General features: G+C 65.0%; 11 protein-coding genes. 9 read left to right on the top strand and 2 right to left on the bottom strand.

The window, feature by feature from the left end; translation table 11 throughout:
* The first annotated feature begins 103 nt into the window (after positions 1 to 103).
* Positions 104 to 3,493, top strand: coding sequence for a helicase-related protein (locus tag OHA21_RS27080; protein ID WP_328459432.1), 3,390 nt, complete (start codon positions 104 to 106; stop codon positions 3,491 to 3,493).
* Here OHA21_RS27080 and OHA21_RS27085 read toward each other — a convergent pair.
* Together OHA21_RS27085 and OHA21_RS27090 are read right to left on the bottom strand one after the other, a co-directional pair.
* A complete protein-coding gene (locus OHA21_RS27085; RefSeq protein ID WP_328459434.1) occupies positions 3,447 to 5,093 on the bottom strand; it encodes an Hsp70 family protein in 1,647 nt (548 codons plus the stop codon). The two genes, OHA21_RS27080 and OHA21_RS27085, sit on opposite strands and share 47 nt — an antisense overlap.
* Positions 5,094 to 5,103: 10 nt before the next feature.
* Positions 5,104 to 7,014, bottom strand: a complete 1,911-nt coding sequence (locus OHA21_RS27090; RefSeq protein WP_328459436.1) for a hypothetical protein — start codon at positions 7,012 to 7,014, stop codon at positions 5,104 to 5,106.
* 334 nt (positions 7,015 to 7,348) lie between these two features.
* On the opposite strand from OHA21_RS27090, the gene OHA21_RS27095 reads away from it, so the two are divergent.
* The 8 genes from OHA21_RS27095 (at position 7,349) to OHA21_RS27130 (ending at position 12,725) form a co-directional block, all read left to right on the top strand.
* Entirely contained in the window at positions 7,349 to 7,939 is a 591-nt protein-coding gene (locus OHA21_RS27095) for a DUF4352 domain-containing protein (protein WP_328459438.1), read from the top strand.
* Complete coding sequence (locus OHA21_RS27100; protein ID WP_328459440.1) at positions 7,936 to 8,436, top strand: hypothetical protein; 501 nt, start codon at positions 7,936 to 7,938, stop codon at positions 8,434 to 8,436. The genes OHA21_RS27095 and OHA21_RS27100 overlap by 4 nt, the downstream gene beginning before the upstream one ends.
* Before the next feature lie 5 nt (positions 8,437 to 8,441).
* Positions 8,442 to 8,933, top strand: coding sequence for a hypothetical protein (locus tag OHA21_RS27105; protein ID WP_328459442.1), 492 nt, complete (start codon positions 8,442 to 8,444; stop codon positions 8,931 to 8,933).
* Between the two features lie 13 nt (positions 8,934 to 8,946).
* Positions 8,947 to 9,369 (top strand): hypothetical protein, encoded by a 423-nt coding sequence (locus OHA21_RS27110; protein ID WP_328459444.1) that lies wholly within the window; start codon positions 8,947 to 8,949, stop codon positions 9,367 to 9,369.
* A 19-nt stretch (positions 9,370 to 9,388) separates the two neighbouring features.
* Entirely contained in the window at positions 9,389 to 10,051 is a 663-nt protein-coding gene (locus tag OHA21_RS27115; RefSeq protein ID WP_328459446.1) for an EcsC family protein, read from the top strand.
* Between the two features lie 100 nt (positions 10,052 to 10,151).
* A complete protein-coding gene (locus OHA21_RS27120; protein WP_328459448.1) occupies positions 10,152 to 11,330 on the top strand; it encodes a hypothetical protein in 1,179 nt (392 codons plus the stop codon).
* Positions 11,320 to 12,024: a hypothetical protein gene (locus OHA21_RS27125; protein ID WP_328459450.1), complete on the top strand. Its 705-nt coding sequence runs from the start codon at positions 11,320 to 11,322 to the stop codon at positions 12,022 to 12,024. The genes OHA21_RS27120 and OHA21_RS27125 overlap by 11 nt, the downstream gene beginning before the upstream one ends.
* Positions 12,025 to 12,125: 101 nt before the next feature.
* Entirely contained in the window at positions 12,126 to 12,725 is a 600-nt protein-coding gene (locus OHA21_RS27130) for a hypothetical protein (protein ID WP_328459452.1), read from the top strand.
* The last annotated feature ends 11 nt before the right edge of the window (positions 12,726 to 12,736 follow it).

The following is a 12,736-nucleotide window of genomic DNA, read 5'->3' on the forward strand; positions in this document are numbered from 1 at the left end:
ACATCAGCCGGAAGGCGGAGTGGCACCACCGCCGGTGAATTAGTTGCCGTCGGTACCATCACGGCCACTGTTCCAGGTCTCGAGCCACGCCGGAGGTAGAACCATGACCGAAAACCGGCGGTATGAGCCTCCCAGCTCAGGCTACGGCTGGTTGAAAGATCTGGGTGTGGTCGAATGCCTGGTTCTGGGCGAGGTTCCGGACGAGGATCGCGACTCGATTCAAGCCGTTGCTGGTGACGTACGCGTCACGACCAGTCGTATCGCGAGTCGCGAGTTGCACAACGGCGCCTACGCCTTCCAGCGCCGTGGCATTTGGCAAAGCCTGATCATGTCTATGGGACGGCCGGCGGCGCCCGCGCATGCCGGACGCGACCGCAGCATCGAGGACTGCGACCTCACATTCGCCCCGGAGCACTTCGACAGTGACTGGAGTCGAGCAGATCCCTTCGCGGGCAGCGCGAGATTCCGCCAGGGTGACATGGTCCAGTCCCGCGGCGGTGGCGTGATCGGGCGCGTCAGAGGATTCCGCCTTACGGCGGAGCACTATCAGTACGACGTCGACATGCAGGGCGAGGTGAAGACGTACAACGAGGGCAGTCTGGTGCTGGTCGAGGGTGATCCGAAGGACCCGGCGTTCTGGTTGTCGCAGCAGCCGGCCAGGGCTTCCCATTTGGCACTGACGTTGACCTGGACGAAGTTGCGAAATGCGCTGACTGACACGCTGTATTCGTTCGGTTCCAGCAAAACCGTGTTTCGCGCCTACCAGTTCAAGCCAGTCCTCAAGGTTCTCACCGGCTCCACCGGGCGGCTGCTGATCGCCGACGAGGTCGGTCTGGGTAAGACCATCGAAGCCGGCTTGATCTGGAGCGAACTCGAACAGCGACACAGGCTTGACCGGGTCCTCTGCGTCGCCCCAGCGGTGCTGTCTCTGAAGTGGAAGATGGAGATGGAGCGGCGCTTCGACCGCCAGCTCAAGATCATTCGCCCTGCCGACCTATCTGACTTCGCTGACCGTCTACGTCGCGGCGAAGACCCGAAACTGCATGGCGTCATCTCACTCGAAGCGCTGCGCGGCGCCGACAAGGTTCTGGAGCAGTTGGCGGAGCTACACCCGAGGTTTGACCTGGTGATCGTGGATGAGGCGCACTATCTGCGTAACCGGGAAAGCAAGTCGAATGCATTGGGGCGACTGCTCGCCGACTGGACCGACTTCCTGATCTTCCTATCCGCGACGCCACTCAACCTCGGCAACGACGATTTGTTCAATCTCATCAACCTGCTGGATGAGGGCCAGTTTGGCGATCGGGGGGTGTTCGACGCGCAGCTGGAACCCAACCGGATCCTCAACGAGGTCGCCGGAGCATTGGTGGACGGCGGCCGCGAGAAGCCGCGCAAGCTCCTGACCCGCTTGAGGGAGCTACGGGCAAAGCAATTCGGGACCATGGTCACCGGCCGGCCCGACTACAAAGCATTATGCACGCTACTCGACGTCGGCCGGCCATTGCGCCACGACGAGGTCGCTAGGGCCCGGCGGCTACTGGCCGAACTCAACGTGCTGAGCGGCGTCCTCACCCGTACCCGCAAGGCCGAGGTGCCCGACGATAAGGCTATCCGGGTGCCGTGCCGCATCGACGTGCCGTGGACGGATCAAGAGCGGGCGTACTACGAATCCGTCAAGGCCTGGTACATGAGCCGCGCGTTGGAGATGAACGTGCCACCGGGTTTCGCCACGCAGATGCCGTTACGCCAGGCGGCGAGCTGCATTCCGGCGTCACAGCAGTTGATGAGCGAGCGCCATCCGAGCGCCTTCCTCAGTGAGGCGGCCGACAGCGAGGTGGAGGATTTCGACGAGGAAGGCGAGGCGGACCTTTCCGGGTTGCCGCGTGCCTCCTCGTTGACGGCACCCATACCGGTCGACACCAAGTACGAGCAGGTCCTTGCCGAGCTGCTTCGGCTACGCGGGCAAGGTATGCGCCAGGTGATGATCTTCTCGTTCTTCCGCCGAACCCTGGCGTATCTGGAGAGCCGGCTTTCCAGCGAATTCACCGTACGGGTGATGCACGGCGGAACCAATCCGGCCGAACGCGAGGTCATCATGCGGGAGTTCCGGGCCGGTGACTTCGACATGCTCCTCCTGAGCGAAGTCGGCAGTGAAGGCTTGGACTTCGAGTTTTGCAACGTGCTGGTCAACTACGACCTGCCGTGGAACCCCATGCGGGTAGAACAGCGCATCGGTCGACTGGACCGGTTCGGACAAAAACACGAGAAGATCTTCATTTACAACGTCCACGTTCCTGGAACCATCGAAACCGACATTTTCCAAAGGCTGTACGACCGGATCGGCGTCTTCCGGAACTCGATCGGCGAACTTGAGCCGATCCTGCGGAGCGAGCTCGCGGAAATCACGAAGAATGTCCTAAATCCGCGCCTGCAACCGGACGAGCAACGGCGCGAGATCGACCGGGTCGCCGTGGCGATCGAACAGCGCTCCCATGAGATCGAAAAGCTCCGGTCCGCACAGGCCCAGTTGTCCGGGCTCGACGGTCTCATCGTCGACGGTATGACCGAGCACGGCCCCGGCAACGGCCGTTTCATCGGCACCGCCGAGATCCGACGTCTAATGGACGAACTCGTCAAACGGTACGGCGGTCGCCTCGGCAGCCCGGACCCCGATGGTGTGTTCACCGTCATCGGCACGCCAAAGCTCGCCGAGCGGCTGCGGTCAAGCCGTGTGCCAGAAGGCGGTAGCCGCTGGTCCCGCTCGAAACTAGCCGCTTTGCTGCAGAACGGTGAGCGGCTGAACTGCACCGTCCGCACGGAGGTCGCAAGCCGTTCCGACGCCGAACTGTTGTCAGCTCGACATCCCCTGGTCAAACTCGCCCTTGAAGTGCTCGAAGGCGAGAACCTGGCACTTCCACGGTTCGGTGTACTGGCGGTTCCTGGCCTACCTGCAGGCCGCCGCTACCTTGTCACCTTCGATCTTGCCAGTACCACCGGGTTGCGACCTTCCCTGGAGTTGTGGGCAACAGCCATCGACCTCGACACGTACAGGGCGGACGACAATATCGGCGATCAGGTGTTGACCGCCCTGGCCGACGGGCAGCTCTCCGACGGGATGCAGCAAACGCCAACAAACTTGATGCGGCTGTGGAACCTCGCAAAAGACCATCTTGCCCAGCGGCACCTCGCGGTCGAAAACGTCCGCCGGCAGGATAATGCCGCTCTGGTAGAAGGCCGGATTCAGGCACGTGAAGCGTCGCTGGACCTGCAGATAGACAAGACGGCCGCGTTGCTGCGCCAGCTTCGTGCCGACGGGCGGAAGGCGAACATCCTGCGGCTTCACGAGTCGCGGTTGCGGAATCTTCGCGCGCGCAGGGCCGACATCCGGCTTGAGCTGGGCGCGCGAAAGGAACTCGACATCGGTCTGACCGCCGTGGCGGTAGCCCTCATCGAATCGGAGGCGCGTACTCCTTATCCATATACCAGCCGGTAGGAACGATCGGCTCCCGATCCACCGCGCTGCGCAACTGCAGCCGTCCACTGTCGCGCCCTCGGATCACCGGCCACCGGTCGACCCTCATGTGCAGGGCGCGCCCTGATCCGTCGCGGATGAGGATCCGGCCGTCACAGTAAAGCTTGAAGTCCATCCGGTTGCCGAACCGCACGACCAGGCCGTCCATGGTCTGGTTGTCAACAGCCAAGCCGAGATACTCGCCCGATGTCGACCGCACTCGCAGTCGGCCCGAGCCTGACCGCGGTCCGGGGAAGTCACGATCATGCCGGGCAAATCCCAGGTCGGATTGACCACTCAGGACCTGCTGCGGCGAGTAGAACGGCGTGTGCGCAGGGTAAAGGATCTCCTGCCGAAGCTGACCGCCCTCCTCCCACTCGATGATGAAGTCGAATCCTGGCCGGTGCAGGTTCAGCCTGCGATAACTGATGGTGTCTGCCAGACCTGCCACAATCGCCTCGTCGGGCTGTACGCCGGCGTTATCGAAGACTTGGGCACCAGGGAAGAGGGCGCCGAGCCGTCGTTCCACGTACGGGATGCGACTCATCCCGCCGGCGAGAAGGACATAGTCGACGTCCCCACGGAGCGCCTCCGGGGTGAGCACGCGCAGGTCGGCAGCGCTCCGATTGTCGCGCACTGTCAAGCGCGAGGCGCGCAGCGCGGCCCACACCAACGCTTCCGCGATGTCCATCTGGGGACGAAACGCCTCCTCCAGCTTCTCCCGGGTATAGGTGAGCATCGGCAGCTGTCCGAGCTGACGGGACGGCAGCATGATCCGATGCTCGGCCCGCTGCGACAACGCGATCTTGGCGTCTCGAGCGGCCCGAAGCACCAATGCGGTGAACAGTTCGGGACGCCGGGCACTGCTTGAACTGTGCCCCTGAGCTGCCAGATCGCTGGTGAGGTCCCCCGCGATCGCCTGATCGAGCTTGTCTCCGGCCAACTCGGCGCCGAGCGCAGAGAGAACGGAGATCTCTGGTTCCGTTCCCGGACCGTCGCTGAGCACGTCGAGCACTGCGATGTCCAGGGTTCCTCCGCCCATATCGAACACCAGCAGGCGGCCCTCGAGCCGCTCCCCGTAGAACAGCGAGCGATTCATCACCCAGGCAATACCCGCAGCGATCGGCTCGTCGACCAGCGTCGTCTCGTCGATGGGGAATCCGGCCTTCTCCGCGAGTCCCAGGAGCCGCTGCCGCTGCGCGCCGTCCCACATCGCCGGGCATCCCAGCCGAAGATCGCGCGCCATGCTGAGTGGCTGGTCCACCGCTTCAGCGCGTCGCCCGATCTCCGCCAGCAGCGCGGTGATCACCTCGTCGGCTGGTATACGGCGGCCGGCGACCGACAACGTCTCCAGGTTCTGTGTGATGGCGCGCTTCGCGGACCGGATCACCGCATCACCTGACAGATCGTCGGTGTCCTCGCCGACTAACAGCTGCTCGCCCCGGAAGCCAGCGATGGAAGGGAATGACCGGGTCGTCCGCCCCAAGGGCACGACCTCCACCGGCAGCCGTCCGGCGCGAGCAGCGACCAACGAGGTCGACGTCCCGAAATCCACTCCGACGGCATGCCCGTGAACCCCCATGAACCGCTCCCTACACGATCGTCACCAGCGCCTTGTCGAGCAGAATGTCTTCACCGCTCGGTCGCCACCTGTAGCCAGGTCGGATCACCGTAACCGGCACTCCCGGCTCGGGTAAATCACCGATTGGATCGTGAGTGGATGGGTCGAACGGTGATTCCTCGCCGGTTTTCCCCAGGGGTTCCAGATCGTGCACGGCAACGAGCGCACGTACCCGATCGACGAGCATTTTTGAGGCGGCGTTCTCCGCCGCCAACTCTTCCACTTCGGCGGCGAGTTCCGCGAGTGACCGAACACCATCGATGCGGATCTGCCGGTCCTGCGCCGAACGCAACTGCACTGCCTGCGTGTGGTCGCTGCGCACCATCTCTTCGAGGCGGCGACAGCGTTCGGCCAATTCCGCCGATTGGCGCTCGGCCTGCTGTACCAGCGCTTCGGCTTGGGCGACTTCCTTGCGGGCCCGCTGCAATTCCTGATTTTGCCGTTCGGACTCCTCGGCACCAGCAAGGACTTTCAGCCAACCCGCTACAGCGGGGTTGTCGCCCGCGATCCGCCGCAGCGCCGCGGCCACCGACCTGGGCGGGATCAGGGAAACGAACTCACCCGGTAGGCCGAATACTGCGCCCAGCCGCGCAACGGTGTTCGCCCTCGCCAGTTCTTGGAGGACGAGAGGACGCACAATCTGCTCGGCAACGTCTTGCAGCGAGGTGACGCCCCCGAACCCTCCGCGGGCCGCAGCGGTCAGATCCTTCAGCGTTACACCGACCCACCACTGGTCGGCTGCCAGGACGCCAGGCTGCACCTGAGCAATCGCCCGAAGCAGCGCGACACGACCGCCATGGGGCGTGAATGGCAGGCGGATAGCTACGGCAGCCATCGAACTGAGGTCCAGGTCCCCGGATTTGTCCTTGGCCTGGAGGATGAGGGCTGCGACCTGCCGAAGCGTGGCCTCGATGACGTCGGCATAACGCGGTCCGCCTGCGGCAACAGCAGAAGCTACCTCGACCAGGTTAGACACCAGGGCTGGCGTCACCTCATCCTCGGTCGCAGCGCAGCGGCGCAACAGCTCCGCAAAGGCGTCCCGTTGTTCAGAGGTGTTACCTCCCGTTGAAGCGATCTGTCCCACTGCGGCGGCTAGCAGTGCGTCGAGTGCCAAGTCGTCAGGCAGGCCCGGCATGTCCGACGGCGCGACGTTCGGGGTCTCGACAGTCGGCTCAGCCGGCTCCGGAGCCGCCCCGTCGGGCTGCTCGGGAAATTGAGCTGCCGGTGACGGCGCCGGATCAGCGGGCACCGGAGTTGAAGATTCGCCTGGCTGCTCGCCGGGCTCCGCTGCCGTCTCGAGTGCCGAGCCTCCGAGCTCCGGGAGGGCGGTGGGCTCGTCGATCGCGTCGCGCTGGTCCGGCTTCCCCCCGGTCGTCTCGGGATGTGCCTCGACAGGTCGCCCAGCCTCGTCAAGTGTCCCTTGCACGGGCTGCAGCGACGGGTCACCACCGATCCACGCGACCTTCATCCGTTCCGTCGCGGGCGATCCTAAGGTTTTGATTGCGTCATGCTGAAGCAGACGGTGCCACGCATCGGGCACGAATTTGTCCACGTCGAAGTCGGACACGCCAAGGCGGGACAAGGCGCGCCTGATCGCCTTTTGACTGATTGGCTCGCCGCTCTCCGCGACCACGCGAAGAACGACAGCTGCCGGATTCGACTGGAATGCAGCGTCGACTGATTCCGGGTCGATGAGGTGTTGATAGCGCAATGACTGCCGAGACAACGTCTCGTCGGCTGCGCTCAGGGTGAGCTCCTCCTCCGTTCCGTCGTCCTCCCACCTAACAAGGTACTGGCCCCCGTCCTGGATAAGGATTTCGCCAATACGCGGTACCACTCGCTTCGAAGAGCTGGGGTGCCGGACGACAACGTCATGGTTCACGGATGCGACTGTAGTGGGTGCTTCTCTCCTCTCAGCCGAGCGTCAGCAGGTCTTTGGCCGACGGCAGGATGACCGCGGCCGGAAACGTCGCCCAGGCATCTTCATCAACTCACGTTGCGTAGCGGACGGCATCGTGCTCACGGCCGAACGGTTCGGCTCGTGGCGACGCCGGCGATGCGAACGTCGTCACGCGGCGCCTTCGCTGACACAGGGTGTGGTGTACACACCTAGCCAAGACTATGTCTGTTGACATAGTTCTTTGATGCTGCTTTGATTGTCGGGGTTGCGGGACGCTCGTGCCGTGTACACCACCATTCTCAGTTCGGAGGTTCTGATGACGCGTGTCCAGATCACGCCCGCCAAGAAGCGCCTGTGGCCCTGGCTCGCCGGCGCCGCCGTAGCCCTCACGCTGATCGGCTGCGCCAGCGCCGGCGAAGGCGAGGACACCGCCGCCGCCAACGCCCCGGCCGAGGCCGGCACTGCCGCACCCGCCGAGCAGAAGACCGAGAAGGAAGAGAAGGAGAAGACGCCCGGCCTCAACGACCCCGCTCGGGACGGGAAGTTCGAGTTCACCGTCACGAAGGTGAAGTGCCGCGTGAACAAGGTCGGCACGAACCTGCTCGGCCAGAAGGCGCAGGGCGAGTTCTGCCTGATCGACATCAAGGTGAAGAACATCGGCAAGGAGGCGCAGCTCTTCACTGACTCGGCGCAGAAGGCCTTCGACGCCAAGAAGGTCGAGTACTCGCCGGACTCCTCGGCCGCCATCTACGCCAACGGGGAGAGCCAACTGCTGCTCGAGGAGATCAACCCGGGCAACTCGGCCAAGGGCAAGCTGGTCTTCGACGTGCCGGAGGGCACCAAGCTCACCTCACTCGAGCTGCACGACTCGATCTTCTCCGGCGGCGTGACGGTGAACCTCAAGTGACCGAGCCGAAGCAGAAGAGACTCTGGCCTGTCGCAGCCGGCGCCGTCGCCGCGCTGGTGCTGATCGCGGCGACCATCCTGGCCACGCTCGCGGTCACCGCGCCCGACGAGCCGCAGCAGCCGGCCGCCCAGGCGTTGAGCGCCTGGCAGCAGGAGCAGGAAGTGCCGACTCCCACAGTGGAGCCAACCCCCACTGCGGGGCCGACACTTTCGGCCGCGAACCTCACGCTCACCCCGAAGGTGATCAAGAAGCAGTGCTTCGGCTCAGCCGGGTGCAGCGTCGAAGTCAAGGTCGAGGTCGGGTACGACGGACCGACGCTCTCGCCGGACGACACCTGGGAGGTCATCTACGAGGTGAAGGGTGACGAGGACGGCCCGATCATCGATTCGTTCGAGCTGACCGGCGACCGCTACGACCAGGACGAGATCAGCGTGAGCACCAAAACCAGCAAAACCAAGATCAGCGTCAAGGTCACCAGCATCGAGCGTCAGGGCTGATCGAGGTGAAGTACTTCGTGGGCACGGACGCCCCAGCACGCCAGCGCGGCAAGAAGCCGCACGAACTCGCTGCGCTCGAGGTCATTCCGTACGAGGTGGCCCAGCGCGATGTCGCGCTCATCAAGGCAGTGGTCGAGGCGAAGACCTTGGGAGACGTACGCCGCTCGCCGCTCGCCCTGCCGCTGGTGCGCAAGCGGTTCGCCAACCGGGAGTTCGACGGCGCCCCGCCTTTCCACACGCTGCCCGACGACACCCCGTTCGACTGGTACGACGAGCTCGACGTCTACTGGCGCCCCGAGGCCCGGCTGCGCACCGCTGACCTGGCCCCGCCCAGCGTTCTCGCCAAGTTCGGCCGGCCCGATCGCGGCTACGGGATGGACTACGAGCCGGCGACCTGGCTTCCCCTCGAAGAGCAGGCCGAGATCGAGGCCGCACTGCGCCACCTCGGCCACGAGATCGTCTACGACGCCACCATCCTCCCCGGCTACCGCGCCTGAACAGGGAGAACTGATGAGCGACACGACCACCCTCGAACGCCGCGACGCCGACCTGCGGGTGATCGCCGAATTCAGCAACGCCGACACCGACGTCTACCCGGTCGGACCTCAGCGCCTGGTCATCGAGACGACCGAGAAGGGCATCGACTCCGCGATCCTGCGCCGTGCTGACCGGCGGCTGGGCGAGATGGTCGCGGAGTTCAACGAGATCCTCGGCGTCGGCGGTTTCCGCAGCATGGTCGTGCAGTACACCGAGGACCGGCTGGCCGCCCTGCCCTCCGACGGTGACGCCTTCCACCGCGGACTGCTCGATCTGTACGACGACCTCGCCGGCCGGGAGCGCGTCGACCCGGACCGCACGCTCGCCGCCGCGCTGCGCGTACCCGAAGAAACCCTGCGTGCCTGCTTGCAGGTCGCCCGCCAGCAAAGCCTCTGACCCTTTGAACGGAGAACAAATGGACGTCAAGGACGAGAGCGATTCCCATGCGATGGTCCGCTTCTTCCAGAACATGGTCGTCAAGGTCACCCAGGACGGCCTAGGCCCGATCACCGGATCGATTCCGTACGCGGAGGCCCGCCTCGGCAAGGTCGACCCGGAAATGCGCGAACAGGAAATCGAGCGGGTGATCGACCGGCTGGTCAAGGAGTCGATGGCCGCATCGTCGACGAACGGGTTCGTCACCGGCCTGGGCGGTTTCGTGACCATGCCCCTGACGCTCCCCGCAAACGTCGCCGGCGCGCTGGTAATCAACGCACGGCTCGTGGGCGCGATCGCCCATCTTCGCGGCTACAACATCGCGGATCCGCACGTGCAGACCGTCATCACTTTGGCGACGGCGGGCGGAACGCTGGCGAGCACGCTGCAGGGCGTCGGCGTCAAGATCGGGACAAAGCTGACCGCGCAGGCAATCAAAGCAATCCCGATCGCCGTCATCCGAAAGATCAACGCCCGGGTGGGTTTCATGCTCCTCGCGAAATATGGGACGCAACGGTCGGTTCTCACCCTGGCCAAGGGCATCCCGATCGCCGGCGGCCTCGTCGGAGCCGGGGTGGATACCACCTTTACCGCATTTGTCGGCCGGGCGGCCAAAGCAAGCTTCCCGGCCCACCTCCGATAGCGAAATCCCATGAAGCTGGGCCCCTCGGTGCGATCGACCTCTATGATCGATGCACTTTGATGTCCAGGTGTGCGAATCGCAACGGGAGGCCGTCCGCCCGATGGACTCCACCACGACCTTCACAGGGCTCGGACTCGTGGAGGACGCCCACCAGATCGTGACCGGCATCCGCAGCCTGAACTGGGTGGATACCGCGCTCGGGGGTGTCAGTGCATCCCTCGACACGCTGGCCCTGGCGGTCGATCCGCTCGGCACGCTCGCCGCCTGGGGTGTCGCCTGGCTGATCGAGCACGTGCGGCCACTGCAAGATGCCCTGGACTGGCTGGCCGGCAACCCTGCCGAGGTCGCCGCCCAGGCTGCCGCCTGGTCCAACGTCGCCGCACTCACCGAGTCCGCGCGCCTCGAGTTCGCCGACCGGCTCCGTGTGGAGGTGGCGGAATGGTACGGAGCGTCGGGCGACGCATACCGCGCTCACGCGGCCGAGCACCTCAGCATGCTGCAAGGCATCTCTGTCGCGGCGAGCGGCATCTCGTATGCCGTCGAGGGTGCCGGCCTGCTGGTCAGCCTGGTCCGGGGCATGGTCCGGGATCTGACTGCTCAGTTCGTCGCCACCCTTGCGGTACGCCTCCCGCAATGGCTCGCCGCGGAAGGACTCACGCTCGGGCTCGCCACGCCGGCGGTCGTCGGCCAGGTCGCCGGGCTGGTGACGACCTGGGTCAACAAGATCCAGCACTTCCTGCGAGCGCTGCTCGACAGCATGCGAAGGCTCCTTCCCGAAGTCGACCTGCTCAGCAAGACCCTCGGACAGCTTCGTATGCTGGCTGACCGTCTGTCCGGTTCGCACCCGGCCCATCCCTCGAGCCAGGATGCCCGGGGTACCGCGAGTGGTGGCGCGGCAGAACCAGACGGTGGTCCCAAGGCGGCGCAGGCGGCAGACAACACTCCGCGGGCATTCGTGGACAACATCGTCAGTCATCCGACGTCGCTTGCGGGGCAGTCAGCGCAGGACATCGCCGATCGGTTCAATGCCGCCGGATACACCGCTGTCGTCGAGCCGAGCACCAAGAGAGGCACATCTGGAAACGCCATTCAGGTGCGGATTCACGGCCATCCGGAGATTACGAACATTCAGGTCCATCCAGGTGGAGGGCGGCACACACCGGAGGGTTCGCCGTACTGGAAAATCTCTACCAGCACTGCCGGCAAGACCTGGGTGATCCCCAAGGACTTCCGGGGGGCGGACCAACTGGGCGGAAATGTGGTGCGCTATGAAGAATAAGTTCATCAAGGTGGATCGGGTGGCGTCCACCGCGGAGGCCAGCGCCCTTGAAGCTCTCGGGGTAGGCATTATCAGTGTCGACCTCGACCTGGATGCTCGCTTCAGCGATCAACGGACCGTGACGGCGGACCAGGCAGCTGAAATCCGCGCGACGCTTCGGGGCGCGACATTTGCGGTTGCCATCGATCTGACCGCCGACCCGGCGGAACTGGTGCACCGCGCGAGGCTTGCCGGGGCGAGTCTGATTCAAGGACTAACGAACGCCGTTCCCCAGTATCCAGTGCGCGCCGCTCTGCGCGACGCCGGCATCGGGATCGTCTACGCCGGCATCGAGATCTCCCACGACGACGATCCCGGTTGGGTCTTCAGCGCCCAGGACGGCGCCGAAGACCTCAACGCAGCCTTCTACCAGGTGGACGTCCTTCCCGAGTACCAGGACTCCTGGGCCTTCCTACGCGACCAGTCCCCCGAGTACGAGAACGAGTTCCAGATCGAGGACCTCGACGAACTCGCCGGCTCCCGTCCCCTCATCGCCGGTCTCGATCTACGACCTGACAATGTCGCGGAGATCGAGCATCGGCTGTCGCGCGTACGCGGCCTGGTGCTCACCCTGGCTGACCGCGCCGTGCGGACCGACGTACATTTCCGCTCCTTCGCGGAGGCGATCGCCGTGCTGAAAGCGGTTCGCACCTGACTCGGCGCGTTCCTCAAGTGCGGGCATTCACCGCCGATGTTCGCGGCAATCCCGGAAAGATCCTCGGTCGAGCCGGGCCGCATTCGGGAAGGACCGTTGCCATGACCCCGCCCTCCGATCGTGGTGTGCCGGTACGCGCTGACCTGTGGAAGCCGGACGACGAACTGCTCAACAGTGTCATCCGCAAGTGCGTCGACGAGGCGCAGCGGAGTGCGCCCGGCAGCGGCGGCAGCCCGATCCTGGTCGCCGGCGCCCTGGTGCTGACCGCATTCGCGCTCATCGTTGCGACCGGCACCGGCAACCTGCTGCTCGCCCTCGGCATCGCTGCCGTTGTCGCGGTCGTGGGCGTCACGTACATCGGTCTCAAGGCGGCGCCGCTCAAAATCAAGCGACTGGAGACCCTGGCGATGATCGGCGGGCCGGGCAGCCTGCCCGCCGGCTACCTGGTCTACCCGCAGGCGTGGGAGGCCGGCATGCAGGAGTACGTCGCCGGAGTCTCGGACCGCCACCTGCGGGTCGCCGTCAAACTGTGCCGCGAACACCCCGGCTCGGTCTCCGACCTGCTCGGGATGATCAAGCGGTCGGAGCGGCACGCCGAACTGCACGTGCACGGCAGGGAGGTCAGTGAGGCCGACGTATTCAAGGCTGCCTCCCGGATGACCAACGAGATCGTCATCCACACGCCGGCCATGACTCGCTGACGCTCGCCGCG

Source organism: Actinoplanes sp. NBC_00393 (assembly GCF_036053395.1).
GTDB lineage: Bacteria > Actinomycetota > Actinomycetes > Mycobacteriales > Micromonosporaceae > Actinoplanes.